Annotated in this window: 24 protein-coding genes; 12 read left to right on the top strand and 12 right to left on the bottom strand. The window is 74.6% G+C overall.

The window, feature by feature from the left end:
• Complete coding sequence (locus K0V08_RS01680) at positions 1–1,077, top strand: phosphotransferase (protein ID WP_012037884.1); 1,077 nt, start codon at positions 1–3, stop codon at positions 1,075–1,077.
• Here K0V08_RS01680 and K0V08_RS01675 read toward each other — a convergent pair.
• Positions 990–4,265: an ATP-dependent DNA helicase gene (locus K0V08_RS01675; RefSeq protein WP_079532566.1), complete on the bottom strand. Its 3,276-nt coding sequence runs from the start codon at positions 4,263–4,265 to the stop codon at positions 990–992. The two genes, K0V08_RS01680 and K0V08_RS01675, sit on opposite strands and share 88 nt — an antisense overlap.
• Positions 4,262–7,531 carry an ATP-dependent helicase gene (locus K0V08_RS01670; RefSeq protein WP_079532564.1) on the bottom strand — a complete coding sequence of 1,090 codons (3,270 nt, stop codon included), beginning with the start codon at positions 7,529–7,531 and terminating at the stop codon, positions 4,262–4,264. Before K0V08_RS01670 ends, K0V08_RS01675 begins: the two co-directional genes overlap by 4 nt.
• A gap of 193 nt (positions 7,532–7,724) precedes the next feature.
• Between K0V08_RS01670 and K0V08_RS01665 the strand changes: the two genes are divergently transcribed.
• Complete coding sequence (locus K0V08_RS01665; protein WP_012037881.1) at positions 7,725–7,949, top strand: DUF3107 domain-containing protein; 225 nt, start codon at positions 7,725–7,727, stop codon at positions 7,947–7,949.
• A gap of 9 nt (positions 7,950–7,958) precedes the next feature.
• Positions 7,959–8,246 (top strand): hypothetical protein, encoded by a 288-nt coding sequence (locus K0V08_RS01660; protein WP_079532561.1) that lies wholly within the window; start codon positions 7,959–7,961, stop codon positions 8,244–8,246.
• An 81-nt stretch (positions 8,247–8,327) separates the two neighbouring features.
• Here K0V08_RS01660 and K0V08_RS01655 read toward each other — a convergent pair whose 3' ends face one another.
• Positions 8,328–9,047: a ferritin-like fold-containing protein gene (locus K0V08_RS01655; RefSeq protein WP_227267281.1), complete on the bottom strand. Its 720-nt coding sequence runs from the start codon at positions 9,045–9,047 to the stop codon at positions 8,328–8,330.
• 149 nt (positions 9,048–9,196) lie between these two features.
• Here K0V08_RS01655 and K0V08_RS01650 point away from each other — a divergent pair, with 149 nt between their 5' ends.
• The gene (locus K0V08_RS01650; RefSeq protein ID WP_079532557.1) at positions 9,197–10,750 is read left to right on the top strand and encodes a DEAD/DEAH box helicase; all 1,554 of its coding nucleotides are present in this window, start codon (positions 9,197–9,199) and stop codon (positions 10,748–10,750) included.
• Positions 10,751–10,839: 89 nt separating this feature from the next.
• Here the strand turns inward: K0V08_RS01650 and K0V08_RS01645 are convergent, their stop codons facing one another.
• On the bottom strand, positions 10,840–11,715 hold the full coding sequence (locus tag K0V08_RS01645; protein ID WP_012037877.1) for a PHP domain-containing protein: 876 nt from the start codon (positions 11,713–11,715) through the stop codon (positions 10,840–10,842).
• 92 nt (positions 11,716–11,807) lie between these two features.
• Here K0V08_RS01645 and K0V08_RS01640 point away from each other — a divergent pair, with 92 nt between their 5' ends.
• Together K0V08_RS01640 and K0V08_RS01635 are read left to right on the top strand one after the other, a co-directional pair.
• A complete protein-coding gene (locus tag K0V08_RS01640; protein WP_043560712.1) occupies positions 11,808–12,833 on the top strand; it encodes an endonuclease/exonuclease/phosphatase family protein in 1,026 nt (341 codons plus the stop codon).
• Between the two features lie 48 nt (positions 12,834–12,881).
• Positions 12,882–14,507, top strand: coding sequence for an aminopeptidase P family protein (locus tag K0V08_RS01635; protein ID WP_079532555.1), 1,626 nt, complete (start codon positions 12,882–12,884; stop codon positions 14,505–14,507).
• A gap of 28 nt (positions 14,508–14,535) precedes the next feature.
• Here the strand turns inward: K0V08_RS01635 and K0V08_RS01630 are convergent, their stop codons facing one another.
• Positions 14,536–15,204 carry a YflT domain-containing protein gene (locus K0V08_RS01630; protein WP_012037874.1) on the bottom strand — a complete coding sequence of 223 codons (669 nt, stop codon included), beginning with the start codon at positions 15,202–15,204 and terminating at the stop codon, positions 14,536–14,538.
• 58 nt (positions 15,205–15,262) lie between these two features.
• Here K0V08_RS01630 and K0V08_RS01625 point away from each other — a divergent pair, with 58 nt between their 5' ends.
• The 3 genes from K0V08_RS01625 to K0V08_RS01615 are packed head-to-tail and all read left to right on the top strand — an operon-like array spanning position 15,263 to position 18,306.
• Positions 15,263–16,609, top strand: coding sequence for a magnesium transporter MgtE N-terminal domain-containing protein (locus K0V08_RS01625; RefSeq protein WP_012037873.1), 1,347 nt, complete (start codon positions 15,263–15,265; stop codon positions 16,607–16,609).
• Entirely contained in the window at positions 16,593–17,141 is a 549-nt protein-coding gene (locus K0V08_RS01620; protein ID WP_012037872.1) for a DUF1003 domain-containing protein, read from the top strand. Before K0V08_RS01625 ends, K0V08_RS01620 begins: the two co-directional genes overlap by 17 nt.
• The gene (locus K0V08_RS01615) at positions 17,131–18,306 is read left to right on the top strand and encodes an Mrp/NBP35 family ATP-binding protein (RefSeq protein WP_079532553.1); all 1,176 of its coding nucleotides are present in this window, start codon (positions 17,131–17,133) and stop codon (positions 18,304–18,306) included. The genes K0V08_RS01620 and K0V08_RS01615 overlap by 11 nt, the downstream gene beginning before the upstream one ends.
• Positions 18,307–18,397: 91 nt before the next feature.
• Here the strand turns inward: K0V08_RS01615 and K0V08_RS16055 are convergent, their stop codons facing one another.
• Positions 18,398–18,520, bottom strand: a complete 123-nt coding sequence (locus K0V08_RS16055) for a hypothetical protein (RefSeq protein WP_255522660.1) — start codon at positions 18,518–18,520, stop codon at positions 18,398–18,400.
• Positions 18,521–18,635: 115 nt separating this feature from the next.
• Between K0V08_RS16055 and K0V08_RS01610 the strand changes: the two genes are divergently transcribed.
• Entirely contained in the window at positions 18,636–19,553 is a 918-nt protein-coding gene (locus K0V08_RS01610) for a LysR family transcriptional regulator (RefSeq protein WP_079532551.1), read from the top strand.
• 45 nt (positions 19,554–19,598) lie between these two features.
• Here K0V08_RS01610 and K0V08_RS01605 read toward each other — a convergent pair whose 3' ends face one another.
• Positions 19,599–19,973, bottom strand: coding sequence for a twin-arginine translocase TatA/TatE family subunit (locus tag K0V08_RS01605; protein ID WP_012037868.1), 375 nt, complete (start codon positions 19,971–19,973; stop codon positions 19,599–19,601).
• A 150-nt stretch (positions 19,974–20,123) separates the two neighbouring features.
• Here K0V08_RS01605 and K0V08_RS01600 point away from each other — a divergent pair, with 150 nt between their 5' ends.
• Positions 20,124–20,756 carry an O-methyltransferase gene (locus K0V08_RS01600; RefSeq protein WP_012037867.1) on the top strand — a complete coding sequence of 211 codons (633 nt, stop codon included), beginning with the start codon at positions 20,124–20,126 and terminating at the stop codon, positions 20,754–20,756.
• A 109-nt stretch (positions 20,757–20,865) separates the two neighbouring features.
• On the opposite strand, the gene K0V08_RS01595 is transcribed toward K0V08_RS01600, so the two are convergent.
• The 3 genes from K0V08_RS01595 to dapE form a co-directional block, all read right to left on the bottom strand.
• The gene (locus K0V08_RS01595; protein ID WP_012037866.1) at positions 20,866–21,039 is read right to left on the bottom strand and encodes a DUF3117 domain-containing protein; all 174 of its coding nucleotides are present in this window, start codon (positions 21,037–21,039) and stop codon (positions 20,866–20,868) included.
• 147 nt (positions 21,040–21,186) lie between these two features.
• Positions 21,187–22,419, bottom strand: coding sequence for a hypothetical protein (locus tag K0V08_RS01590; RefSeq protein WP_012037865.1), 1,233 nt, complete (start codon positions 22,417–22,419; stop codon positions 21,187–21,189).
• A complete protein-coding gene (dapE, locus tag K0V08_RS01585) occupies positions 22,401–23,498 on the bottom strand; it encodes a succinyl-diaminopimelate desuccinylase (RefSeq protein ID WP_012037864.1) in 1,098 nt (365 codons plus the stop codon). The genes K0V08_RS01590 and dapE overlap by 19 nt, the downstream gene beginning before the upstream one ends.
• Before the next feature lie 80 nt (positions 23,499–23,578).
• Here dapE and dapD point away from each other — a divergent pair, with 80 nt between their 5' ends.
• Positions 23,579–24,577, top strand: a complete 999-nt coding sequence (gene dapD, locus K0V08_RS01580; protein WP_079532549.1) for a 2,3,4,5-tetrahydropyridine-2,6-dicarboxylate N-succinyltransferase — start codon at positions 23,579–23,581, stop codon at positions 24,575–24,577.
• Between the two features lie 30 nt (positions 24,578–24,607).
• Here dapD and K0V08_RS01575 read toward each other — a convergent pair whose 3' ends face one another.
• Positions 24,608–25,444, bottom strand: coding sequence for a PP2C family protein-serine/threonine phosphatase (locus K0V08_RS01575; RefSeq protein WP_012037862.1), 837 nt, complete (start codon positions 25,442–25,444; stop codon positions 24,608–24,610).
• On the bottom strand, positions 25,441–26,616 hold the full coding sequence (locus K0V08_RS01570) for an FHA domain-containing protein (RefSeq protein ID WP_079532546.1): 1,176 nt from the start codon (positions 26,614–26,616) through the stop codon (positions 25,441–25,443). The genes K0V08_RS01575 and K0V08_RS01570 overlap by 4 nt, the downstream gene beginning before the upstream one ends.
• Between the last annotated feature and the right edge of the window lie 185 nt (positions 26,617–26,801).

The raw sequence follows: 26,801 nt of genomic DNA, 5'->3' as shown, positions 1-26,801 counted from the left end.
ATGGCCAGATCCCACCTCACTCTAGCCGCGTTGGCGACCTCGGCCGTCTCGGGGCTCGACGTGGTCCGCAGCACCCCGTTCACGGCAGGCGGCGCCGGCGACTTCGACTCCGCGCTCCTCACCACTCGGGACGGCCGCGAGCTCCTCGTGCGCGTGCCGACCACGCAGGCCGCCGAGTCCGAGCAGTCCGCGGACCTCGTCGCGCTGCGGGCGCTGAGCACCGGGATCCGCTCGCGGCTGCCGTTTCAGGTGCCCGAGTTCCTGGGGCAGGCGCCCATCAAGCCCACCCGCGGCTTCGTCTACGGGCACGTGCCGGGACGGGTCATCTCGCTCGACGAGATCCCCGCGGGCGACGGCCTCGCGCGCTCCATCGGCGCCGCCGTCTCCGCCGTGCACAGCCTGCCGACCGGGTTCGTCGCCGACGCGGGGCTGCCCGTGCTCTCGGCCGCGGAGATCCACAGCCAGACCGCGGCCCTCATCGACCGGGCCGCCGCCACCGCGCTCGTGCCGAGCCTGCTGCTCTCGCGCTGGGAGGAGGCGCTCGACGACGCGTCGCTCTGGCAGTTCCAGCCGGCCGTCGTGAACGGCGCCGTGCAGGCCTCCTCGTTCCTCGTCGACGGCGACGACGTGACGGGCATGATCGGCTGGTCGGAGCTGCGGGTCGCGGACCCCGCTCACGACCTGCACTGGGTGCTGGGCGCGCGCGCCGAGCACGTCGCCGAGAGCGTCTTCCGCGCCTACAACCAGGCGCACCACGTGACGGTCGACCGCCAGCTCAAGCAGCGGGCGCTCCTCTACGCCGAGCTCGAGATCGCCCGCTGGCTGCTGCACGGGACGGACACGCGCAACCAGGGCATCATCGACGACGCCGTCAACATGCTCAGCGCGCTCGTCGACACGGTGCGCGCCGACGAGGGCCAGCGCATCGCGCACGAGACGCTGCCGGTGATGGACGTCGACCAGGTCGAGGAGATGCTCGACTCCCGGCCTCAGCCCACCGTCTCCCCCGACGGCGCACGCGACGCGTCGGGCGTGCGCGCACCCGACCAGAGCCCCACCAGGTCCTCCTCGGAGTAGAGCCGCTCCGGCTTCAGGGACCGGCCCTCCGCGACGAAGTAGAACTCGGCGTCGATGAGGTCGGGGTCGATGCCCCGCCACTTCGCGAAGGCGAGGCGGTAGAGGGCGAGCTGGAGCTGCTTGAGCTCGAGGTCGGCGGCGTCCTTCGGGGTGCGGCCGGTCTTCCAGTCGACGACGCGGTAGCGGCCGTCGATGAGGAACACCGCGTCGATCTTGCAGATGACGACCTGCCCGGCGAGCTCCATGTGGATCTCGACCTCGACCTCCTCGGGCTTCCTGCTCGCCCACTCGCTCGCCTCGAAGGTCGCGCGCAGCCGGTCGAGGTCCTCCTGCTCCACGGGCGGCTCGGTCGGATCCGCATCCAGCTCGACGCCGGACGCGTCGATGACGTCGGCCGTGCCCGCGGGCCCGTAGCGGGCCTCGACCCAGCCGTGGAAGAGCGTGCCGAGCCGGGTCTGCCGATACGGGCGCTCGGGCATGGGGCGGCGCAGGCGCGCGGCGACGCCCGCGGGGTCGCTCACGAAGTCCTTGAAGCGCGACGCCGGGATGCGCGTGGGCAGGTCGACGAGCTCGGCGTCACGTGCGCGGGCGTCGCGCTCGGCGAGGAGCAGGTCGATGTCGCGGGTCCACACGGTCTCCGCGCCCGGGTCCGCGTCGGCGACGGCATCGGAGGCGGCGCGCACGCGGGCCTCGCGGGGGCCGAGCGGCGGCAGCGGCCAGGCGACGCGCGCGGATCCGGGCTCGAGCGGGTTCTCCTCCAGCTCGGGCGCCTCGGGCAGCGCGTCAGGCGCGATGAGGCCCACCTGCTGGATCTCGCGCAGGAACGCCCCGGGACCCCGCGGCTTCTGCTGCGTCGACCAGAACGAGCCGCTCAGCAGCAGGTCGGACCGCGTGCGCGTGATCGCGACGTACGCGAGCCGCCGCTGCTCGGCGGCGTTGCGCTCCTCGAGCTCCTCGCCGAACGCCTCCATCGCCTCGGCGAACTCCTTCTGCGTCTCCGCGCCGCGCCACGCCAGCGACGGCAGCTCGGCGGAGTCGCCGCGGAATTCGAAGGGCAGGGCGCCGAACGCGACCCAGCCGCGCTTCTCCCGGAGCGTGCCGGGCAGCTCGCCCTCGACCATGCGCGGCACGGCCACGACGTCCCACTCGAGGCCCTTCGAGCCGTGGATCGTGAGGATCTGCACCGTGCCGGGCTCCGGCTCCTCGGTGCGCGGCGCGAGGTTGTCACGCCGCTCGGCCTCGGCGAGCCACGCGAGGAACGGGCCGAGCGTGCCGGCGGAGTCGCCCTGGAGGTAGCCGGCCACCTGCTCGGTGAAGGCCTCGAGGCTCGCGCGGCCGAGCGGATCCGTCTCGTTGGCGGCGACCTCGATGTCGAGGAGCAGCTCCTGCTGGACGACCGTGACGAGGTCCACCAGGTCGAGCCCGACGCGGGAGCGCAGCACCTGCAGCTGGCGGCCCGCGGCACGGAGGCGCGCGAGGCCCTCGGCGCTGAACCCGGCGAGCGCGGTGTGGCCGTCGCGGGCGTCGACGACGAAGTCGAGCGCGTCGACGACGGACCCGACCTCGTCCGGCACCACGGAGGCCCGGAGGCCGTCGCGCACCTCCTCGGCGAGCGGCTTCTGCGCGTGATCCCGGGACATGAGCCAGGAGGCGACGCGGCTGAGCGCGTGCACGTCCTTGGTCCCGATGCGCCAGCGCGCGCCTGTGAGGAGGCGCACGAGCTCGCTGCCCGCGGTGGGGTCGTGGAGCACGCGGAGGACGCACACGAGGTCGACGACGGCGGGCTGGTCGAGCAGGCCGCCGAGGCCGAGCACACGGAACGGCACGCCCCGGTCGGCGAGCGCCGTGGTGAACGGCTCGATGGTCTTGAGCGAGCGGCACAGCATGGCGGCCGAGCGGGGGCGGCCGTCGGATCCGGTCTGCCGCAGCCGGTCGGCGAACCACGCGGCGACGCTCGCGGCCTCGTCGGCGACCGTCTCCTCGTACGCGACGTCGAGCCGGCCGTCGCCCGCGTCGGGCCGGGGCTCGAGGCGCGCGACGGGGATCCGGGAGGCCGCGGTCAGCGGCTCGACGATGCGGTTCGCCGCGCCGAGCACGGAGGCCGGGTTCCGCCAGCTGGTGGAGAGCGCGTAGACGGGCACGTCGGCGGAGGCGGCGCCGGTCGGCGCGAAGTCGGCGCCGAAGCGCGCGAGATTCGCCGCGCTCGCGCCGCGCCAGCCGTAGATGGACTGGTGCGGATCCCCCACGGCCATGACCGGCGTGCCGCCGAAGAGCGTGGAGAGGAGCCGGGTCTGCACGACCGAGGTGTCCTGGTACTCGTCGAGGAGCACGACGCGGAACCGCTTCCTGTGCTCCGCGACGACCTGCGGCACCCGCTCGCAGATGGCGAGCGCGAACGCGACCTGGTCGCTGTACTCCACGAGCCCGCGCCGGGTCTTCTCCTCCTGGAACCGCACGGCGAGGTCGACGAGCGGCGGCAGCGCGCCGACCGCGGCGACCGCCTCGGCCGCCGGGGCCTTCCTGATCCGGGCGGATCCGAACGGCAGCTCCGCGAGGCCCGTGAACGACCCGGCGAGCCGCACGACCTCGGCCGGGTCCGCGACGTTCTCGCTCATGGCCCGGCTCAGGGAGATGACGGCCTGCGTGATGGGATCCACCCCGCGTCCGAGCTCCAGCAGCCGCGGGTCGGTGCTCTCGACGACGAGGCGGCGCGCGAGCTGCCAGGCGGACGCCTCCGTGAGCACGACCGACTCCGCCTCGCGGCCGATGAGGGTGGCGCTGTCGCGGAAGATGCCGTTCGCGAACGCGTTGTAGGTCTGCACGGTGGGCGTGGCGAACGCGTCCGCGGGCACGGCCGCGAGCCCGGCCTGCTGCAGCTGCTCGATGCGGGCGCGGATCCGCACCCCGAGCTCCCCCGCGGCCTTGCGCGTGAAGGTGAGGCCGAGGATCTCCTCGACCCCGACGTGCCCGTTGGCGAGCAGCCACACCACGCGGCTCGCCATCGTCTCGGTCTTGCCGCTGCCGGCGCCCGCGACCACGAGGCCGGGCTCGAGCGGCGACTCGATGACGCGCCGCTGCTGCTCGGTGGGGCTCGGCAGGTCGAGCGCCTCGGCGATGCGGCGGGCGCTGATCACGCCGCCGCCGCCCGCGCCGGTGGTCCCGACGCCGGCAGCGCCGTCGCCGCTCACGCCGACACCGCCCGCACGAGGTGGATGCGGTACCGCCTGGCCGACCCCGGATCCCGCTCCCCCAGATCCGGCGTGCCGTCGAAGGTCGCACCCGCCATGCCCGTGGCCGCCTCGGCGATGCGCGCCCGGAACCCGTCGAGCTCCTCGCGGGTGAGCGGCTCCTGCGGCAGCTCGCGGTACGGCAGGCCGCGCGTGCCGCCGGAGACGTACAGCAGCTTCGCGCCGCCGGACGGCGTGCCGGCGGGCACCTGCTCGAGCGAGCCCTCGACGTACGCCAGCTGATAGGAGCCGAGCTGCGCGTGCGCCGGGATCTCGGCGCGGGTCGGGAAGTGCCGCCCGGTCTTGAGGTCGACGATGACCACCTGGCCCTCCTCCGTCAGCTCGATGCGGTCGATCTTCCCGCGGAGGCGCGCGACGCCCACCTCGAGCTCGAAGCCGCCCTCGGCCGCGAGCATCCGCCCGCCGCGGGCCTCGAAGTCGCGGAGGTACCCGCTGACGCCCGCGATGAGCTCGCCGGCCTGGCGCCGCTCGCGCTCGCCCACCCAGGGCGACTCGAAGGGCAGCTCGCCCCACCGCTCGTCGAGGCGCTCCTCGAGGGCGGCCGGGCGGAGATCCGCCTCGGGGTCGAGGCTGGCCTCCTCCATGACGGCGTGCACGATGGTGCCGATGCCCATGGCCGTGCTCGTGGATCCGCCGGACGCCTGGTCGATGAACCAGTTGAGCGGCGAGCGCTCGAAGGCCTCCAGCCGCGAGGGCGAGACGGGGACGCGGGCCTCGGGGTCGGTCAGGTCGACGACGGGCTCCGTGGTCGACGGCTCGCGCAGCCCGTACCACTCGGCCGGATCCGCGCCCGTCACGCCCTCCGCCGCGAGGCGCGCGAGGGCGGATGCCGCGGCACGGCCGCGCTCGCGGGTGGCGTCGGCGGCTCGCCGCGCCGTGCGGTCGCCCGAGACGACCCGGCCGTCGTCGAGGAGCACGGCGTCGCGGTGCACGACCGCGAGCTCGCGACGGAGCGCGCCGACGAGGCCGCGGAGCGAGAGCGGGTGATCCGGGCGGATCCGCAGCGCGGCGGGCGCGTCCTTCGCCACCCGCCCCGACTCGACGCCGGCCTCCGCCTCGGCGATGCCGGGCGCGGGCGGCACGAGGCGGAGGAACGGCGACGGCGCCTCCTCGTCGTTGGCGGTCGCGCTGAGCACCACGACGCGGGACGCACGGGAGACGGCGAGCGCGAGCATCCGCAGCTCGTCGCCGAGGACCTCGGCGCGCTCGTCGACGTCGGCCCGGTCGAGGCCGCGTGCGACGGCGGAGAGGCGCTGGGGGTGCAGCAGGGATCCGCGCAGCCGCAGGTTCGGCCACACGCCCTCCTGCAGGGCCGCGACCGCGACCACCTCGTATCCCGCGCCCACGACCGCGGACGGCGTGGCGACCAGCACGGTGTCGGCGAGCGGCTGCGGCGAGAGCGTGTCCTCCGGCACCTCGGCGCCGAGCAGCTCCTCCACGAAGTCCGACGCGGGACGGCCCGGGCTCCGTTCGACGAACCGCCGCGCGGCCGTGAAGAGCGCGACCACGCCGTCGAGGTCGCGGTTCGCCTGGTCGGCGACGATGCCCGTCTGCAGCGCCTGCTCGAACCACGGCTTCGCCAGCTTCGAGCCCTCCCACAGATGCCAGAGCAGCTCCTCGATGGTGCCGTCGGCGGATGCGAGCTCGCGGGCCCCCTGCAGCGTGCGCGCGAGCCGGCCGAGGCGACGCGCCGGCGCGAGGTCGAGCGTCTCGAGCCGGCCGGGCGCGGCGAGCGCCTCGACGAGCAGCTCGTCGCTCGAGCGGTGCCCGTCGCCCGCGAGCTCCTCCTGCCGCATCGCGAGCCGGAGCCGACGGAGCGCGACGCCGTCGAGCCCGCCGAGTGGACCCGTGGCGAGCTCCGCCGCGATGTCCGGCGTGAGCGGCACTCGGCCGAGCACGACGTCGACGGCCCGGATGAGGGCGAGCGCGGCGAGATCGTCGCGGAGGGCGCGCCCGGCGACGGCCGTGCGCGTGGGCACCTCGGCGGTCGCGAGGCTGCGGGCGACCTGGGGCACGAGGGATCCGGAGCGCACCAGCACGACCATGCGCGCCCACGGCACGCCGCCCAGCAGGTGCTCCTCCCGGAGCCGCCGCGCGAGGCGGGCGAGCTCGAGGGCGCGCGTCGGCGCCTCGATGATCTGGATCGGGTCGGCGTCGTCGTCGAGGCCCGGGGCGGATCCCGCCTGCCGCTGCCGCCCCGCGCCCGCCGCGCCGATGCGCGCCATGACGGCCGAGGTGAGCGCCCGGAGCGCGGGCGGCTGCCGGTGCACCCGGTCGAGCACGAGCGTGCGGAGGCCGGGCAGCCCGAGCACGGTGGAGAGGCGTCCGAGCGCCGATGCCTCCGCCCCGCGGAAGGTGGCCGCCGCGACGTCCGGGTCGCCGAACGCGACCACGTCGGCACCGCGCGCGGCGAGCGCCCGGAGGAGGGACAGGGTCGCGACGGTCGCCTCGTGCAGGTCGTCGGCGACGACCAGGCGGATCCCCGTCAGCGCTTCCCCCCGCGACACGAGCAGCACGGCCTCGGCGAGGAGCTCCGCGCTGTCGAGGTGGTCGCCGCGGAAGGAGTCGACGACGTCCTCGTACTCGCGGGCGAACGCGGCCGCGGCGATCCACTCGGGCACGTCGTGCGCACGGCCGAGCTCGGCGAGGGCGTCCGGCCGCACGCCCTCCTCGGTCGCGCGCATGAGCAGCTCGCGGAGCTCCGTGCGGAAGGCGCGGAGACGGCGCACCTCGACGCCGAGCGGATCCGGCCACGCGGGCCCGGTGCCCAGCTCCTCGTGCCCGGCGAGGAGGTCGGCGATGATCTGGTCCTGCTCGGCGCCCGTGAGCAGCCGGGGCGGCTCGGTGCCGGTCTCGGCGGCGCGGCGCGCGAGCACCTCGAAGGCGACGGACGTGGCGGTGCGGGCGAGCGGCCCGAGCGTGGGCACCCCCACGCGGAGCGCGAGCTCGTCGCGCAGGCGCGTGGCGGCCGCGCGCGACGGCGCGAGCACCAGCACCTCGGCGGGGTCGAGGCCCTGGACGAGGATCCGCTCGGCGACGAGCTCCCGCAGCGTCGTGGTGCGACCCGAGCCCGGCGCCCCGATGACTGCTGCGCTCACCCCGACGGGCAGCTCCACGACGGCGCGCTGCGACGGGTCCAGCTCCATCTCGGGGATCTGTCCGCCGGCGACGGAGGCTGGCGGCTGGCGGAATCCCCTGATGGTCACGCGCCCACGCTACCGGCGGCCCCCGACGGCGGCCGATCCCCGCATCGCCGCCCGCCACGCGGCCGCCGAGGGCGCACCCCGGGCCGGCCCCGCGCCCGCCCGTCCGCCCTCAGTGAACGCCGCCGGGCCGCGCATCCGGGTGCCCTAGCCTGAGGGGGCACCGTCGCATCCGACGCATCGAAAGGCACCTCCCGTGGAAATCCGTATCGGCCTCGTCAACACCGCCCGCGAGCTCTCCTTCACCACCAAGCAGACGCCCGAGGAGGTCCAGCGGACCGTCACGGACGCCGTCCGCGACTCCTCGCCCTTCATCTCGTTCACCGACGACAAGGGCGCCACGCACCTCGCCGTCACCGCCCACCTCGCCTACGTGGAGCTCGGCAGCGCCGACGCCCCGCGCATCGGCTTCGTCCGCTAGCCCACACCCGTGGAGCTCCTCTTCGTCGCGATCTTCGGCGCCCTCATCGGCATCGTCGCGCGCTACGCGCTCCCCCACCGCGCCACGCACGGCGCTCTGCTGGTCCCCGCCGTGGGCACCGTCACGGCCATGGTCGCGTGGGTCGCGCTCACGTGGGCCGGCCTCCGCTGGGACCAGGGGGTCATCTGGATCGCGACGCTCGCGCTCTCGGCGCTCGTCGCGGCCGGCACCGACCTGCTCCTCGGCCGTCGACGCTCCTCCGCGGACGCCCGCGACCTGGCAGCCATCGGCGGCTGACATCACCCGCACGCGACGACGCCCGGTCCCGTCGAGGGGACCGGGCGTCGTCGCGTGCCGGGCCGGAGCCGGCGGGCCGCGTCAGGCCGTGAGCCCGAGGGCGTCCATCCGCCGGGTGTGGGCCGTGATGATCCCCGCGAACACGGGCTCGAGATGCACGCGAGCGTCGTCCGGGTCGGCGAGGGAGGCGCGCATGGCCGTCCCCGCGACGAGCAGCGTGTCGCCGACGAGACGGCGGCCCCACATGGCGAGACGCGACGCGAGGCGCGGGTCGCGGCGGATCCCGGCGCGCACCGCGTCGACGATGCCCTGCTGCCCCACGCCCGACGACAGCAGCACGACGACGCGCTGGCGCTGGTCCGACGGGAGCCCCGAGGCGAGGCGCACGAAGAAGTCGTCGAGCAGCCCCGTGGTGATGTAGGCGGAGAGCAGGCACTCGTACCAGTCGGCGCCCGCGACGGTGGCGGTGAACCGGTCGAACGCAGCGCGGTGCGGCTCCATGACGACGCTCGGGTCGCCGTCCTGCCGCTTGATCTCCGCGGCGAGCGCCTGGTGCTTGCCGAGCGCGATGCCGGCGGCGGTCGAGACGGCCTCCTTGCCCGCGAGGTCCGGCGCCTCGGCGACCGCGCGCGAGAGGGTCTCGAAGACCGTCAGCTGCAGGTAGGCGACGGCCCCGAGGAAGCGGAGGGTGTCGGGCGAGAAGTCGTCCACGCTCACGGTCGTCGCCGGGGATCGACGCTTCGACTCGCCGCGGGACCTGACCCGGGGCGCCTCGATCGTCGTCGACCGGCGTCCGAACATCTTGAGCACGTGGCCAGCGTATAGGGCGGCGGAGGCGGCCATCGGGCGCCCGCCCGCTAAACTCGCCCGTGGTCCCTCAACGGAAGGGCCCCATCGCGCCCGCAGAGAAGCAGTCCGGGCGTGGACCGCACCGCTAGACAGGGCACAACGTGACTTTCACCGAACTGAACATCGACGAGGACATGGTGCAGGCGCTGGCCGACCACGGGATCCTCGAACCCTTCCCCATCCAGGAGCAGACCATCCCCCTGGCGCTCTCCGGCCAGGACATCATCGGCCAGGCCAAGACGGGCACCGGCAAGACCTTCGGCTTCGGCCTCCCGCTCATCCAGCGGCTCGGCCTCACCCCGGAGCCCGGCGTGCAGGCGCTCGTGGTCGTGCCGACGCGCGAGCTCGCCGTCCAGGTCACCGAGGACCTCCAGATCGCCACCAAGCACCGCGCCACCACGGTCGTCTCCATCTACGGCGGCAAGGCGTACGAGGGGCAGATCGAGCAGCTCAAGGCCGGCGCGCAGATCGTCGTCGGCACGCCGGGCCGTCTCCTCGACCTCGTGGGCCAGCGCCTGCTCTCGCTCCAGAACGTGCGCGAGATGGTGCTCGACGAGGCCGACAAGATGCTCGACCTCGGGTTCCTCTCCGACATCGAGAAGCTCTTCGCGCAGACCCCGGCCGTGCGCCACACCATGCTGTTCTCGGCCACCATGCCGGGCCCGATCGTGGCGCTCGCCCGCCGCTTCATGACGAAGCCGATCCACATCCGCGCGACGGACCCCGACGAGGGCCTCATGCAGGCGAACATCCGCCACCTCGTCTACCGCGCGCACAACATGGACAAGGACGAGGTCATCGGCCGCATCCTCCAGGCCGAGGGCCGCGGCAAGACCGTCATCTTCACGCGCACCAAGCGCGCCGCCGCCCGCCTCGTCGAGGAGCTCAACGACCGCGGCTTCAACGCCGCCGCCGTGCACGGCGACCTGAACCAGGAGCAGCGCGAGCGCGCGATGGCCGCGTTCAAGGCCGGCAAGAAGGACATCCTCATCGCCACCGACGTGGCGGCGCGCGGCATCGACGTGCTCGACGTCACCCACGTGATCAACCACACCATCCCCGAGGACGACAAGGCGTACCTGCACCGCGTCGGCCGCACGGGCCGCGCGGGCAAGACCGGCATCGCGGTCACGTTCGTCGACTGGGACGACCTGCACAAGTGGGCGCTCATCAACCGCGCCCTCGAGTTCGGCCAGCCGGAGCCCACCGAGACGTACTCGTCCTCGCCGCACCTCTACACCGATCTCGACATCCCGGCCGGATCCAAGGGCCGCCTCCGCGCGACCCCGACGGTCAACCCCGACGGAACCCCGCGCGAGCGCCCGGGCAGCCGCGGCTCCGACTCGGGTCGCGACGGCGGACGCGGCGGGAGCCGGGACGGCGGACGCGGCGGCGACCGGGGCGGCGACCGCTCGGGCAGCCGCTCCTCCTCGACCGCGTCCTCCACCGGTGGCGGGGACCGCGACCGCTCGCGCAGCCGCAGCACGTCGACCGCGTCGGCCACCGCGCCCGCGGACGCCACCGCGACGATCGGCAGCGAGCAGCCGAACACGGCGGGCGGCCACGACGCGCCCCACTCCGACGGACAGACCCGCCCGCGCTCGCGCAACCGCCGTCGCCGCTCGGGCGGCGACCGCCCCACCGCGACGTCCTAGCGCCCCGCCGCGCGGATCGCACGGAGAGGGGCCGCATCCACCGGATGCGGCCCCTCCGTCGTGCCCGGCCCGTGCGTCGCCGGTCGCGGTCAGGCCGCGGGCACGGGCACGACGGGCGCCCAGCCCGTCGCGCGCTCGACGATGCGGGCGAGCACCGCGGGCTCTGTGGTGTTCTCGGCGAGCCGATTCGGCTTGCCCGCGCCGTGGTAGTCGCTGGATCCCGTGATCTCGAGCCCGAACCGCTCCGCCAGCTCCGTGAGGCGCACGCGCGAGGCGGGCGGGTTGTCGCGGTGCCGCACCTCGACGCCGAAGAGCCCGGCGGAGACGAGCGCGGTCATGCGCGAGTCCGACAGCACGCGCTCGGGCCCGCGGGCGCCTGGGTGCGCGAGGACGGCCAGGCCGCCCGCCGCCGTGATCAGCTCGACGCCGAGGATCGGATCCGGCGCGTAGTGCGGGCGGTAGTAGCCCCCCTGCCAGTGCAGGATGCTCTCGAACGCGGCCGTGCGCGTCGGCACGTGCCCGCGGGCGACGAGCGCGTCGGCGATGTGGGGCCGGCCGATGGTGCTGCCGGGCGTCGTCTGCGCGAGCACGTCGGCCCAGGTGAGGTCGTAGTCGCGCGAGATGCGGCCCACCATCGCCTCGGCGCGGGTCATGCGCTCCGAGCGGACGCGGGCGGTCATCGCCGCGAGGTCCGCGTCCTCCGGATCGAAGAGGTACGCGAGCACGTGGACGCTCGCGTACTCGAGCTGCGTGCTCATCTCCATGCCGGGGACGAGCGTGATGCCCTGCACGAGCGCGGCGGCCGAGGCATCGCCCCAGCCCGCGGTGGAGTCGTGGTCGGTGAGCGCCACGGCGGACAGGCCCTGCGCGGCTGCCTGCGCGACGAGCTCGACGGGGGTCTCGGTGCCGTCCGAGACGGAGCTGTGCGTGTGCAGGTCGATGGGACCTGGCTGCTGCTCCGGCATCCCTCCATCCTAGGCGGCGGCCCGATGCCGCCCGCCTGGCCGGGGCCCGCGGCGGCGCTCTCCCAGAGAGCCGCCATAGTGTGGTGGACGTCATGGGTCGGATCGTCGGAGCAGCAGTCATCCTCGTCACGGCTGCAGGGCTCCTCATCGTCACCTGGCCGCAGCTCCTCGGGCTGGAGCAGACGTACCTCGTCGCCCACGCCGTGGCCATCCGCGGCGGCCTCGTCGCCGCAGCGGCCGCCGTGCTGGTGCTGACCCTCGTCCTCTGCCTCGCGATCCGCCCCGGCCGCCGTCTCCTCGGCAGCATCGCCGTGCTGCTCGTGCTGTTCATCGGCGCCAACTCGGCCGTGCTCGCCACCCGCGGGCTCGGCGACACGGCCTTCCAGGAGGCGCAGGACGACGACGTCACCGTGCTGACCTGGAACACGCTCGGCGGCGCGACCGGCGCCCGCGCGGTCGCCGACCTCGCCATCGAGTCCGGGGCCGACGTCATCACGCTCCCCGAGACGCGCGAGGAGACCGGCGCGGAGATCGCGGTGCTCATGCGCGACGCGGGACGGCCCATGTGGGTGCGCACCGCGGCGTTCGACGACGTGGCCGCGGCCCGCTCCACCACCATCCTCATCAGCGCGGCCTACGGCGACTACCGCATGGACGAGTCGCGCGGCACCACGAGCGTGCTGCCCACGGTCATCATGGAGCCGGTCGACGGGAACGGCCCCGTCATCATGGCCGTGCACCCCGTCTCCCCCATCCCCGAGCAGATGGACAACTGGCGCGCCGACCTCGCGTGGCTCGGCCAGCGCTGCGACGAGGGCAACGTGATCATCGCGGGCGACTTCAACGCGACGCTCGACCACATGAGCCGGTACGGCGGCGCGCCCACCGAGCGCGACCAGGTCACCGACCTCGGGAAGTGCGTGGACGCCGGACGCGCGTCGGGCAACGGCGCCGTCGGCACCTGGCCCACGGGGCTCCCCGCGCTCCTCGGCACGCCCATCGACCACATCATGGCCACGCCCGGGTGGGCGGTCACGGGCTTCCGTGTCGTCGAGGACCGCGACGGCGCCGGCAGCGACCACCGCCCGGTGATCGCGCAGCTCACGCCGCTGCGCTGAGCGCCGCCGCCCCGCCTCGGCGTCGCGCGCAGGTGGGATGATCGACGGATGGCCGAGAACACCGACACCGCGTCCGAGACCGCCCCCGCCGAGATCGCCGCCGATCCGGCCGCGCCCCTGGCGACGACCGAGACCGCGGCCCCCGCGGTCTCCGCGCCCGGATCCGGCGACGCGCCCGTCCCCCGCGCCACCAGCAACCGCAGCACCACGCCCGCGAGCACGGCCTTCAGCGACTTCGTGTCCACGAACTGGGCAGACCGCGAGGAGGTCGACCCGGCGGCGCGCGAGCAGGCGCCCTACGCCGCCGACCGCCGCCGCCGCCTCTCCGCCCTCCACGTCGGCACGCGCCTCGTGATCCCCGCCGGCCGCCTCAAGCAGCGCAGCAACGACACCGACTTCCCGTTCCGCGCGCACTCGGCCTTCGCCCACCTCACCGGATGGGGCGCCGACAGCGAGCCCGGCGCCGTCCTTGTCCTCGAGCCGGTGGCCGAGGGATCCGCGGCCGACGGATCAGCGCACGACGCCACCCTCTACTTCCGCGAGCGCGCCGGCCGCGACAGCGACGAGTTCTACGCCAACGCCGAGATCGGCGAGTTCTGGATCGGCCCGCGCCCCTCGCTCCGCCAGGTCGCGGCCGACCTCGGGATCGCCACCGCGCCCCTCGCCGACGTGGACGCCGCCATCGCCGCGACGGGTCCCGTGCGCGTGATCCGCGAGGCCGACCCGGCACTCGCCGCGCGCGTGGACGACGCCCGCGCCGCCGCCGCCACCGACGACGACGACGACGCGAGCGACCAGGAGCCCGCCGACGGGGACGCCCTCCTCGCGCGCGACGCCTCCGAGCTCCGCCTCGTCAAGGACCAGTACGAGATCCGCCAGATGCGCGAGGCCGTCGACACCACCGGCCGCGGCTTCTCCGACGTGATCGCCGACATGCCCGCCGTCGTCGCGCACGCGCGCGGCGAGCGCGTCGTCGAGGGCGTCTTCAACGCCCGCGCCCGGGCCGACGGCAACGCGGTCGGCTACGACACGATCGCGGCGTCCGGCCCGCACGCCTGCATCCTGCACTGGACCCGCAACGACGGCCGCGTGGTCGAGGGCGACCTGATCCTCATCGACGCCGGCGTCGAGCTCGACAGCCTCTACACCGCCGACATCACCCGCACGCTCCCCGTCTCGGGCACCTTCACCGACGTGCAGCGCGAGGTCTACGAGGCCGTGCGCGAGGCCGCCGACGCGGCGCTCGCGATCGTGCGGCCCGGGATCCGCTTCCGCGAGGTGCACGCCGCCGCGATGGACGTCATCGCCCGCAAGGCCGCCGACTGGGGCATGCTCCCCGTCACCGCGGAGGAGGCGCTCGAGGCCGACAACCAGCACCACCGCCGCTACATGGTCCACGGCACGAGCCACCACCTCGGCCTCGACGTGCACGACTGCGCGCAGGCCCGCCGCGACATGTACATCGACGGGATCGTGGAGGCCGGCATGGTATTCACGATCGAGCCCGGCCTGTACTTCCAGCCCGACGACCTCACGGTGCCCGAGCGCTTCCGGGGCATCGGCGTGCGCATCGAGGACGACATCCTCGTGACGCGCGACGGGGCGGAGAACCTGTCCGCGAGGATCCCGCGCACGGCCGACGAGGTCGAGGCGTGGATGGCCGGACGCGCCTAGCCGCCGCGGTGGGCGGGGCGCGCGGGGATCAGGCGCCCTGCGCGCCCTGCTCCCCCACGGGACGGTCGGTCGACGTGGGCGGCGCGGTCGGCTCGGGGGCGTCCGACGCGCCGGGCTCGGGCACGCGCTCCCCGTACGGGCCGACGGGACGCGAGACGGGCGGCGCGGTCGGCGGCGCGGTGACCACGGGCTCCCCGTAGACGGAGGTGCTCGCTCCCCCGATGCCGAGCACGTCGCGCGCGCGGTGCATCGAGTCGGGCTCGACGACCACCGAGTAGCTCGTGGCCGTGACCTGCATCACCGAGGTGAAGTCCCGGCGACGGCGCGTGATGCTGTAGCTGACGATCCCGTAGATGGCGCCGAAGCCGACGCCGATGATGACCGCTCCGACGACGAAGGAGATGTTCGGCACGGGCGAGAACAGGAACGTGACCAGGCCGAGGAAGAGTCCGAGCCACGCGCCGCTCGCGGCTCCCGCGACCGCGGCCCGGGCGGAGGTGAGCTTCCCCGTGACGCGCTCGACGCTCGTCAGCTCGTTGCCGACGATGCTCACCTGCGTCACCGGGAAGTCGGCCTCGGCGAGCGTGACGACGGCCTTCTGGGCCTCGTCGTACGTCTCGTAGGTGGCGACGGGCTCCCCCTTCGGCAGCTTCGGCATGCGGGCACGGGACGGGCGTCCGAGGAGCGGGTTGGTCACCGGTCCAGTCTTCCACGGGGTGCCGGGCGGGCGCTGGGCGAGCGACTAGATTGACTCTGTGAGCGCCTCCCGAGTCTTCGTCGCCCGGCTCGCCGGGTGCAGCGTGTTCGACCCCGCAGGAGACCGCGTCGGGCGCGTCCGCGACGTGCTCGTCGTCTACCGCAAGGACGATCCGCCGCGCGTCGTGGGCCTCATCGTCGAGATCCCCGGCAAGCGCCGCGTGTTCCTCTCCATCGGCCGCGTCACGAGCATCGGCTCCGGGCAGATCATCACCACCGGCCTCATCAACCTGCGCCGCTTCGAGCAGCGCGGGGGCGAGGTGCGCGTCATCGCCGAGATCCTCGGGCGTCGCGTGAGCATGCGCGACGGATCCGGGAACGCCGTCATCGAGGACGTCGCCATCGAGGAGTCCGGCCAGGCCGAGTGGGAGGTCTCGCAGCTCTTCTGCCGCCGCCCGCGCACGAGCCCGTCCCCCTTCGCCAAGGGCGCGACCATGTTCGCCACGTGGGAGGAGGTGGCGGAGCTCCAGGACGACGGGGTCGCCCAGTCAGCCTCCCAGTTCCTCGCCGCCTACTCCGACCTGCTGCCCGCCGACCTCGCCAACACCCTCCTCGACCTCCCCCAGGCGCGCCGCCTCGAGGTCGCGGAGGAGCTGCCGGACGCGCGCCTGGCCGACGTGCTCGAGGAGATGCCCGAGGCCGAGCAGGTCGAGATCATGGCCACGCTCGACGACGACCGCGCGGCCGACGTGCTCGACCAGATGCAGCCCGACGACGCGGCCGACCTCATCGCGCAGCTGTCGGACGAGCGCGGCGAGACCCTCCTCGAGCTGATGCAGCCGGAGGAGGCGGACGACGTCCGCATGCTCCTCAGCTACGCGCCGGACACCGCTGGCGGCCTCATGACGACGGATCCCGTCATCGTGTCGGGCGACGCCACCGTCGCGGAGGGCCTGGCGCTCATCCGCCGCCACGAGCTCGCGCCCACGCTCGGCGCCGCGGTCTGCGTCACGTTGCCGCCGTACGAGCCGCCCACGGGACGCTTCCTGGGGATGGTGCACTTCCAGCGGATGCTGCGCTACCCGCCCCACGAGCGCCTCGGCACCCTGCTCGACCAGGGCCTGGAACCGGTGCGCGCGGACACGAGCGCAGCCGAGGTGTCGCGCATCATGGCGAGCTACAACCTGGTGTCGGTGCCCGTGGTGGACGAGAACCACCGTCTGGTCGGCGTCGTCACCATCGACGACGTCCTCGACCATCTCCTGCCCGACGACTGGCGGAGCGCCGACGCGGAACGCGAGACGCGCAAGCGCGCCACGGCCCGCTTCCACGGCACGGCCACGGCCGCCATCCCCACCGCAGGACCCGTACGAGGACGGAGGATCCCCCGTGGCACGGCAGAGTAACCGCGACGTCCGCCTGGACGCGCCCAAGGGCCTCCGCACGACCGTCCTCCCCATGCGCAACCGCGCGAGCCGCGACCGGTTCGGCCGCTTCACCGAGTCCATCGCCCGCGGCATGGGCACGCCGTGGTTCCTGGTGGGCCTCACGCTCTTCTGCGTCGCGTGGATCGGCTACAACACCTACGGTCCGGAATCGGCGCGCTTCGACTCGGCGGCCCTCGGCTTCACGGCGCTCACGCTGATCCTGTCGCTGCAGGCCTCGTACGCGGCCCCGCTCATCCTGCTGGCGCAGAACCGCCAGGACGACCGCGACCGCGTGCAGATCGAGCAGGACAGGCAGCGCGCCGAGCGCAACGTGGCCGACGTCGAGTACCTCGCCCGCGAGGTCGTGTCGCTGCGCCTCCAGATGAAGGACGTGGCCTCGAAGGACTTCATCCGCGCCGAGCTGCGCCAGCTGCTCGAGGAGCTCGACCGCCGCGACGATCCCGAGGCGGACGACGCCGACGGCACGACCCGCAGGACGCATGCCCGCTGAGGCCGGCGGCTCCGGGGCGCTGACGGCGGACGCCGTGCGGCGCGCGCTCGCCCGCGTGGTGGATCCCGAGATCCGCAGCCCCATCACCGAGCTCGACATGGTCTCCGACGTGCGCGTCGAGGCGGACGGCGTGGCCCACGTGGACATCGCGCTGACGATCGTCGGCTGCCCGGCCGCGACCTCCATCGAGCGCGACGTGCGCGAGACCGTCGAGGCCGTGCCCGGGGTCGCGCGGCTCGAGCTCACGGTCGGCGTGATGAGCCCCGAGCGGCGTCGCGCGCTCACCGAACGGCTCCGCGGTCCCGCCGCCCAGCGCGGCATCCCGTTCGGCCCCGACAGCCTCACGCGCGTCTACGCGGTCACGAGCGGCAAGGGCGGCGTCGGCAAGTCCACGCTCACCGCGAACCTCGCGGTCGCGCTCGCGGCGAAGGGCCTCGCGGTCGGCCTCGTCGACGCCGACGTGCACGGCTTCTCGATCCCGGGGATCCTCGGCCTGGTCGACGCCGACGGCCGCACCGCGCAGCCCACGCGCGTCGGCGACATGATCCTGCCGCCCGTCGCGCACGGCGTGAAGGTCATCTCGATCGGCATGTTCCTCGATCCCGACGCCACCGGCGGCACCGCCGTGTCGTGGCGCGGGCCCATGCTGCACCGCACGATCCAGCAGTTCCTCACCGACGTCTTCTTCGGCGACCTCGACGTGCTGCTGCTCGACCTGCCGCCCGGCACGGGCGACGTCGCGATCACGGTCGGCCAGCTCCTGCCGAACGCGGAGGTGCTCGTCGTCACGACGCCGCAGCCCGCCGCAGCCGACGTGGCCGAGCGCAGCGGCCTGGTCGCGCGGCAGACGGGCCAGCGCGTCGCCGGCGTCGTCGAGAACATGGCCGGGTTCGCGCAGCCCGACGGATCCGTGCTGGAGCTCTTCGGCGCGGGCGGCGGCGAGGAGGTCGCGCGTCGGCTGTCCGCGGGGCAGGACGAGCCCGTGCCGCTCCTCGCGAGCGTGCCGCTCAGCATGTCGCTCCGCGAGGGCGGCGACGCCGGGGCGCCGCTCGTGCTGGCCGCGCCCGAGGACCCCGCCGCGGTGCAGATCCTCCGCGTCGCGGACCACCTCGCCTCCCGCGGTCGCGGCCTCGCGGGACGGCGGCTGGGCCTGTCCGTCTCCTAGGCCCCGAGGGACCCGACGACGACCCCATGACGCACGAGGAGGACGGCAGCCCGCGGGCTGCCGTCCTCCTCGTGCGTGCTGCGGGCGCTGCCTACACGTGGCTGCGGTGCGTGCGCGTGGGCAGCGCGCGGTAGCCGTCGCGCGCCGTGACGACGACGGTGCCGGCGATGGCGGAGACGGAGAGGGCGGCGATGGCGATGAGGAAGACGGTCATGGTGGTGCTCCTGCGAGAAGGCGGATGGCGGCGCATTCCGCCGCACCTCCATGGGACCACCGCGCACCGTTCAGGACAAGCTCATAGTCCTTGCCTGGTTGTGTAGCCTGCCTTCATGGACATCCGTCGCCTGGAGCTCCTCCGCGAGCTCGCCGACCGCGGCAGCGTCGGCGCCGTCGCGCGCGCCGCCGGCCGGACCCCGTCCGCCGTCTCGCAGCAGCTCAAGGTGCTCGAGCGCGAGGCCGGCGTGCCGCTCACGGAGCGCTCGGGGCGAGGGATCGTGCTGACCGACGCCGGTCGAGCCCTCGCCCGCACGGCGACCGACATCGCGGTCGCCGTGGCGCGCGCCGAGGCCCTGTGGGAGGACTTCCGGCACCAGCCGTCCGGCGAGGTCACCCTCGCCACGTTCCCCACCGCGGCGCAGATGCTGCTGCCCGGCCTCCTCGACCGGGTCGCCGGGATCCCCGACCTCACGCTGCGGGCGAGCGACCGGGATCCGGCGTCCCGCGCCTTCGCCGACCTCACCGCCGACTTCGACGTGGTCATCGCCCACTCGCTCGCGGGCGCCGGCACGTGGCGCGGTCTCGGCCTCGTGATCGTGCCGCTCATGGTGGAGCCGCTCGACGTGGCGATGCCCGCGGACCACCGCCTAGCCGGGCGTGCGTCGGTGAGCCCGACCGACCTCAGCGGCGAGTCGTGGATCGGCGTGCCGCAGGGCCTGCCCTTCGACCGGATCCTCCTCGACATCGAGCAGGCCGTGGGCGCGCCCGCGCGCGTGGTGCAGCGCTTCAGCGACACCCGCATCACGGAGTCGCTCGTGGCGTCGGGGCACGGGATCGCGCTGCTGCCCCGGTACACCGCCGGCTCGCACGAGGGCGTGGTGGTCAAGCGGCTGTCGGGCGTGACGTCGAAGCGGCACCTGCACGTGCTGCTGCGCCCGGACCGCGCCGAGCGGCCGTCGGTGCGCGCCGTCGTGGACGCCCTCCGCGAGGAGGCGAAGGCGGTGGACGCGCGCTTCAGCGGGAACGGCTGAGGTGCGACGGGAGCCCCGACGACGCTGTGGGACGGATCACGCGCGTCAGGTGGCCTCGGCGTCGAAGGGAGCGGGCTGGGCCGACGCGGCGGCCGCCTCGCGCTCCAGGCGCTGGCGGCGGGCGATGGTGGTCTCGACGGGGACGCGCGGCTTCGTGACGACGGGCTCGTCCTCGAACAGCGCCTCCTTGATGATGCGGCGCGGGTCGTACTGGCGCGGGTCGAGCTTCTTCCAGTCGACCTCGTCGAACTCCGGGCCGAGCTCGTCGCGCATGCGCTCCCGGGCGCCGGTGGCCATGCGCCGCGCGGCCTTCACCAGATCCGCGAGCTTCTGGGTGTAGACCGGCAGCCGCTCGGGGCCGAGCAGGAACACGGCGATGATGCCGATGAGCATCAGCTTCTCGAACGTCAGGCCGAACATGATCACAGGCTAGCCGGTCGACGCCCGGACCGAGCCCGTCCGCAGGGTCCGGTCAGCGGGAGGCGCACATCCGATCCGCACCGGACACCCGCCGGTCGGGCGGGTGCCGCCGGGCCGATACCCTGGGGACCCGGAAGAGGGAGGTGCCGCGTGTCCGACCAGGAGACCGGGTGGAAGTTCGCCGAGGACGTCGTCGTGGAGGACGAGCACATCGCCCTGGCGCGCCAGCACTCCCGCGAGCTCGGCATCGAGGCCGTCTCCCCCGCCGTCGGCGCCCAGCTCTCGCTCCTCGCGGCGGCGACGCGCGCGACCAGCGTCATCGAGATCGGCACGGGCGCGGGCGTCTCTGGCCTATGCATCTTCCGCGGCGCACCGCGGGCGGTGCTCACCAGCATCGACGTCGAGTTCGACCACCAGCAGGCCGCGCGCGAGATCCTCGCGGACGCCGAGGTGCCCGCCAACCGCGTGCGCCTCATCACGGGCCGCGCCCTCGACGTGCTGCCGCGGATGAGCGACGCGAGCTACGACCTCGTGCTCGTGGACGCGGATCCCGCCCAGGTCATCGAGTACGTCGAGCACGGCCTGCGCCTCGCGCGCATCGGCGGGCTCGTCCTCGTGCCGCACGCGCTCTGGCGCGGACGCGTGCAGAACCCGGCCGCGCGGGACGCGCAGACGGCGGCGTTCCGCACGCTCGTGCAGGAGACGGCGGGATCGGGCGCCGTGGTCGCGTCGCTGTCGCCCGCGGGCGACGGCCTGCTGCAGATCGCCAAGACCGGGCGCTGACCGTCGCGTTCCGCCCCTCCCTCGACCGCCGTCGCCGGGAGCCCCGCGCAGACGACACCGCCCGCCCCGTCGTCGACGGGGCGGGCGGTGTCGCGTGATGCGGTCTCGACTAGCTCGCGCTGGTCACCGCGGCGAGGGCGTCGTGAAGCTCCTTCGCTTCGGCGTCGTTGACGGAGACGACGAGTCGTCCGCCTCCCTCCAAGGGCACGCGCACGATGATGAGCCTGCCCTCCTTCACGGCCTCCATCGGTCCGTCGCCGGTCCTGGGCTTCATGGCTGCCATTCGGCTCCCCTTTCGTGGATGTGCGTCTATTATCCCGCATGGACACGCTCCCCGATGAACGCGCGGCTCCGTGCTACGGCCGACGCGCCCCCATCCGGCGGTGGAGGGGGCGCGGCGAGGCGGCCGGGAGGAGTCGCGGGCGTCGGGTCACGGCGGCGTCCAGTCGCCCGCGGTGGCACGCCAGAAGACGTCGATCCAGATCCACTGGCCGACGACCATGGCGACGACGACCGCGACGCGATACGCGCGCGACCGGGGCACGGCGAGCGCCCCGGCCAGCGGGATCATGGGCAGGAGCAGACGGAAGACGCTCGACTGCGGGAAGAAGACCGCGAAGAGGTACAGGCCGTAGGACGCGATCCAGATGCGGAGGTCGGGGCCGAGCGCGCGCACGGAGGGGCGCAGGAGGATCAGGACGAACGCCGCCACGGCGAGCAGCACGGCGATCGCGCCCGCCATCCCGCCGATCCAGAAGTCGCCCGCGTCGAACCACGCCTCGAAGGGCACGAGGTGGCGGTAGCCGACGTACGCCGCGCGCCAGGAGAGCTCCGTGTCGGTGTACGCCGTGAAGGAGCCCGTGCGGATCCAGGCGATCACCGGCCACGCGGCGCCCGCGGCGACGGCGGAGGTCGTCGCCAGGACGAGCCGGGCCCGTTCCGCGGGCGGGAACGGATCGCGGCGGGCCGTCGCGATCCGGTGGGCGCCGTGCAGCACCAGCGCGAGCGCGAAGGCGAGGCCGAGGGGGCGGGTGAACGCCATGACCACCACGACGGGCGCGAGCAGCACGTAGCGCCGCTCGACCAGGAGCAGCAGGGCTGTGAGGAGCAGGAGCGTCTGCAGGCTCTCCGCGTACGCGATCTGGAAGAGCGGCGAGACCGGGGCCACGCAGACGATGACCACCGCGGTGAGGGTGGACGAGGGCGAGAGGACGCGCGACAGCAGGCGGTGCAGCACGAGCACGGCGCCGCCGCCGGCGAGCACCGAGACGGCGACCGCGGTCACGTCGAACGGCGCGCCCGTGGCGTCCTGGATGGCGCGCACGATGGCCGGGTAGACGGGCAGGAAGGCCCACGGGTTCGACTGCACGTGGCCCGCGGCGTCGACGGGCAGCACGGTCGGGTAGCCGAAGGTCGCGATGTCGCGGTACCAGCCGGCGTCCCAGAAGGTGGCGTACTGCAGGTAGGACGGTGACGCGGGGGCCCACCGGGTGCGGATCTGGCTGCGGGCCGAGACGAGCATCAGCACGGTCGTGAGGACGCGGCTCGCGGCGTAGACGCCGAGGACCGCCGCCCACCAGGGGACGCGTCCGGCGGGTCCTGCGTCCGGCAGGTCGAGCGGCGCCGGGCGCCCGACCGGCCGGGTCAGCGCGCCGTCAGCCACGCCCGCAGCCCGCGCTCGCACGACGTGATCTGGGCGACGTCGACGCGCTCGTCGTCGTGGTGGGCGAGGAGCGGATCCCCGGGGCCGTAGTTCACCGCCGGGACGCCGAGCGCGCTGAAGCGGGCCACGTCGGTCCAGCCGTACTTGGGGCGCGCCTCCCCGCCGACCGCGGCGAGGAACGGCTGCGCGATCTCGGCGTCGAGGCCGGGTCGCGCGCCCTCCGCGAGGTCGACGACCGTGACCTCGAAGCCGGGGAAGAGGCTCGTGACGTGGTCCACGGCCTCGGCGCCGGACCGGCTGGGGGCGAAGCGGTAGTTGACGTGCACCATGGCCTCGTCGGGGATCACGTTGCCCGCGATGCCGCCGGAGACGCCGACGGCGTTGAGGCCCTCGCGGTAGACGAGGCCGTCGACCTCGACCTCGCGCGCCTCGTACGCGGCCAGCGTGTCGAGCACGGGCGCGATGCGGTGGATGGCGTTCTCGCCGACCCAGGAGCGGGCCGAGTGCGAGCGCTTCCCGAAGGCGCGGACCTCGACGCGGAGGTTGCCGTTGCAGCCGCCCTCGATCTCCGAGCGCGTCGGCTCGCCGAGGATCGCGAAGTCGCCCTCGAGGAGCTCGGGGCGGGTGCGGGCGAGGCGGCCGAGGCCGTTGAGGCTGTCGGACACCTCCTCGTGGTCGTACCAGATCCAGGTGATGTCGTAGGCGGGATCCACGAGCTCGGCAGCCAGCACGAGCTGCACGGCGACGCCCGCCTTCATGTCGACCGTGCCGCGCCCCCAGAGATACTCGACGCCGTCCTCGTGCTCGATGCGCGTGGGCAGGTTGCGGTTGAGCGGGACGGTGTCGATGTGGCCGGCGACGACGACGCGGCGGTCGCGGCCGAGGTGCGTGCGGGCGACGACCGCGTCGCCGTCGCGCTCCAGCTGGAGGTGCGCGCAGCCGGCGAGGGCCCGCTCGATGGCGTCGGCGAGCGTGGCCTCGTCGCCGGAGACGGACTCGATGTCGCAGATCGCGCGGGTGACCTCCACGCTCCCCGCCGCGAGGTCGAGCACGGGTACGGGGGGCGTCTCGGTCGGCATGCGGATCATCCTAGGTCGGGGGCGGCACGCGGTCCTGGGGAGGACCCGGGACGGGCCACGGCGATCGGTACGCTGGCCGCATGGCCTCCCCCGATTCGCCCTCGTCCGACGCGCCCGCCTCCGCTCCCGCCTCCGGATCCGCGTGGGGATACGGCCTCGCGACCGTCGCCTCGGACGGCACCGTGCTCGACACCTGGTTCCCCGCGCCCGAGCTCGGGTCGCTGCCCGCCGGCCGCGACCGCTGGATCGCGCCGGCCTGGATCGAGGAGCTCGCCGTGGCCGACCCGCGACGCGGCGTGACGATCGACATCGTCACGGTCGAGATCGACCTGCGGACGCCCCCCACGTCGACGCCCGACGCGTACCTCCGGCTGCACCTGCTCAGCCATCTGCTCGTGGCGCCGAACACGATCTCCCTCGACGGGATCTTCGGCCACCTCCCCATCGTCGTGTGGACCAACGCCGGGCCCGTGCACCCCGACGACTTCGACCGGCTGCGACCGTCGCTCCAGCGAGCGGGCATCGCCGCGCACGGCATCGACAAGTTCCCGCGCCTGCTGGACTACGTCACGCCCGACCGCGTGCGCATCGCCGACGCCTCGCGCGTGCGGCTCGGGGCGCACCTCGCGCCCGGCACCACCGTGATGCACGAGGGCTTCGTCAACTTCAACGCCGGCACGCTCGGCGCATCCATGGTCGAGGGGCGCATCACGCAGGGCGTCGTCGTGGGCGACGGCTCGGACGTCGGCGGCGGCGCCTCCATCATGGGCACGCTCTCGGGCGGCGGCACGCAGCGCGTCGTCATCGGCGAGCGGGCGCTCCTCGGCGCGAACTCGGGCGTCGGCATCTCCATCGGCGACGACAGCGTCGTGGAGGCGGGCCTCTACGTGACGGCCGGCACCAAGGTCCGGCTCGCGGGCGAGGCGCCCGGTCCGGACGGCACCGTGCCGCAGGTCAAGGCCGTCGAGCTGTCCGGGCGGCCCGGGATCCTGTTCCGCCGCAACTCGCTCACCGGGGCCGTCGAGGCGGTCCCGCGGCGCGGCGGCGGCTCGATCCTCAACGACGCGCTGCACGCCTAGCGCAGGCGTCGCGGACCGGCCGCCCCGGGCTCAGCGCCGCAGGCCTCGGCGACGCGGGGCCTCGGACGCGTCGGCGGCCGGGTCGATCCGCAGCACGTCGACCACGACCGCCGTCACGTTGTCGCGCCCGCCGTTCTCCAGCGCGTGCACGACCAGGTCGCGCACCGCCGTCGCCGCGTCGTCGGCGCGCAGCAGGTGCCCGCGGATCTCCGCGTCTGCCAGCTCCTTGGTCAGCCCGTCGGAGCAGACCAGCAGCCGCAGCCGCGCGGTCACGGGCAGCAGCCAGTAGTCCGCCTCGGCGGCGTCGCCGACGCCCACCGCCCGGGTGATGATGTTGCCGTCCGGGTGCCGGTCGGCCTGCGCGCGCGTGATGCGGCCGGCGTCCACCATCTCCTGCACGACGGAGTGGTCGACGGTGACCTGCTCGAGCACGTCGCCGCGGAGCTGGTAGACGCGCGAGTCGCCGACGTTGAAGACGGCCCAGTACGGGCGGTCGGACACCAGGGTCAGGCAGGCGCCCGTGACGGTCGTCCCGGCATGCAGCTCCAGCTCCCCTGTCTCCTCGCGGATGTCGCCGACGGCCAGGTCGAGCGCCGGCTCCACGCCCTCGGGATCCGCGAACCCGGACTCCGCGCGCTCCTGCTCCTCGGCGAGGCGGCGGATGACGGCGTCGCTCGCCACGTCGCCCGCCGCGTGGCCGCCCATCCCGTCCGCCACCGCGAAGTACGGCACGGCCGCGAGCACGCTGTCCTCGTTGTGGTCGCGGCGGAGCCCGCGATCGGTCATGGACGCCCAGCCGAGCACGAGCGTGCGTCCGTCAGGCAGGGCGAGGGACGCCTCAGGGACATCCGCTCCGATGGCGGTCATCGGGCGGACAGGATCTCGAGGACGACGCCGTCGCCGATGTCGATGCGCGTGCCCGGGACGACCACGAGCGACTCCCCCGGACGCAGCGCGAGGTGCTCGGCCCCGGGCGCGAGCACGACGGTGCCGTTCGTGGAGTCGAGGTCGGTCACGACGATGACGCCGGCGTCCTGCCGGAGCCCGAGGTGCGTTCCGGAGATCTCGCCGAGCGGCGATGGCACGGCCACGAGCCGCGGGGCGACGCCACGGACGACGCGCGGAGGTCGGGGGCGGCGGCCGACGATCGCGGGCGCGTCGAGGGGGATCCGGTCGGGGACGACGGCATCGACGTGCGGCACGCCGTCGCGCAGGATGCGGAACGCGTGGATGACGCGCGCGGCGTCCGCGTCCGCGTCCTCGGCCGCTGCGGGCGCGGCGGGCATCGCGACGGTGGGGACGCCGGCGGATCCGGCGCGGGCCTCGGCCTCGGCCTCGCGGGCATCGGGTCCCCCCGCGTGCTCCCCCGGATCCGCCGGCCCGTCGAGGACGGTGGCGACGAGGCCGGGGTCGACGGAGCCGGGGTCGACGGGCGGCGCCGCGTGGCGAGCGGAGGGCGAGCCGCCGCGGCGGTCCGCGTGAGCGCCCGCGGCGTCGCCGGACCGCGCGTCGCCGGACCGCGCGTCGCCGGACCGCGCGTCGCCGGACCGCGCGTCGCCGAGCCGCCAGTCCACGGCGTCGGCGGCCACGGCGCCCGCGATCAGGGGGAGGCCCCCGCTCGCGGTCGCGCCCGCCTCGGCGTCCGCGCGGCCGGCCCGGTACGCGCGCACGCGGTCGAGGGTGGCGAGATAGAAGGGCTGGGCCCGCCGCGCGTCGACACGGCGGGCATCCGCGTCACCGTCGACGTCGGCGTCCACGACCGCGTCCCCGCGCAGCACCACCTGGAGGCGCGCGCCCTCCGACCCCACAGCCTCGTGGACGATCACGGCGAAGGAGACGACCTCGTCCGCGCCCCGCAGAGGCAGCGCCGCGACGACCGCCTCCGCCGTGGTGGCCGGATCCGCGAGGATGCGCCAGAGGTCCTCCACGACGCGCGTCGGGGCGCCGCCGGGCAGGAGCACCACGGCGTGGGGCGTCACGACCGCGAGGCCGGCCGATCCCCGGGCGGCGGGAGAGGAACGGTGGGAGCCCTCGCTCACGTCATCGGCTCCATCGGGGCTCGGCGCCCGGTCGGGCGGTCGGCGCCGGGCCTCGGGCGGCCGGACGCGCTGACAGGGATCCTACCGGGCGGCCGCATCCTGGCCGGCTGCTGCGCCGCCGCCGGACAGCGTCCATGTGCGGCGCCGAGAAGGGGCATCCGGACCTCGGGGAGGGACGCTCGCCG

Origin of the sequence: Clavibacter michiganensis, from assembly GCF_021216655.1 — a bacterium.
Classification (GTDB): domain Bacteria; phylum Actinomycetota; class Actinomycetes; order Actinomycetales; family Microbacteriaceae; genus Clavibacter; species Clavibacter michiganensis.
Note: the sequence above shows the minus strand (reverse complement) of the source record. Positions and strands in the feature narration are given on the sequence as shown.

Excerpts from the sequence above, each read along its gene's own strand:
- K0V08_RS01680 (WP_012037884.1), top strand. The coding sequence starts at position 1 with ATGGCCAGATCCCACCTCACTCTAGCCGCGTTGGCGACCTCGGCCGTC.
- K0V08_RS01655 (WP_227267281.1), bottom strand. The coding sequence starts at position 9,047 with ATGTTCGGACGCCGGTCGACGACGATCGAGGCGCCCCGGGTCAGGTCC.
- K0V08_RS01645 (WP_012037877.1), bottom strand. The coding sequence starts at position 11,715 with ATGCCGGAGCAGCAGCCAGGTCCCATCGACCTGCACACGCACAGCTCC.
- K0V08_RS01640 (WP_043560712.1), top strand. The coding sequence starts at position 11,808 with ATGGGTCGGATCGTCGGAGCAGCAGTCATCCTCGTCACGGCTGCAGGG.
- K0V08_RS01635 (WP_079532555.1), top strand. The coding sequence starts at position 12,882 with ATGGCCGAGAACACCGACACCGCGTCCGAGACCGCCCCCGCCGAGATC.
- K0V08_RS01615 (WP_079532553.1), top strand. The coding sequence starts at position 17,131 with ATGCCCGCTGAGGCCGGCGGCTCCGGGGCGCTGACGGCGGACGCCGTG.
- K0V08_RS16055 (WP_255522660.1), bottom strand. The coding sequence starts at position 18,520 with ATGACCGTCTTCCTCATCGCCATCGCCGCCCTCTCCGTCTCCGCCATC.
- K0V08_RS01610 (WP_079532551.1), top strand. The coding sequence starts at position 18,636 with ATGGACATCCGTCGCCTGGAGCTCCTCCGCGAGCTCGCCGACCGCGGC.
- K0V08_RS01605 (WP_012037868.1), bottom strand. The coding sequence starts at position 19,973 with ATGTTCGGCCTGACGTTCGAGAAGCTGATGCTCATCGGCATCATCGCC.
- K0V08_RS01595 (WP_012037866.1), bottom strand. The coding sequence starts at position 21,039 with ATGGCAGCCATGAAGCCCAGGACCGGCGACGGACCGATGGAGGCCGTG.
- dapE (WP_012037864.1), bottom strand. The coding sequence starts at position 23,498 with ATGCCGACCGAGACGCCCCCCGTACCCGTGCTCGACCTCGCGGCGGGG.
- dapD (WP_079532549.1), top strand. The coding sequence starts at position 23,579 with ATGGCCTCCCCCGATTCGCCCTCGTCCGACGCGCCCGCCTCCGCTCCC.
- K0V08_RS01575 (WP_012037862.1), bottom strand. The coding sequence starts at position 25,444 with ATGACCGCCATCGGAGCGGATGTCCCTGAGGCGTCCCTCGCCCTGCCT.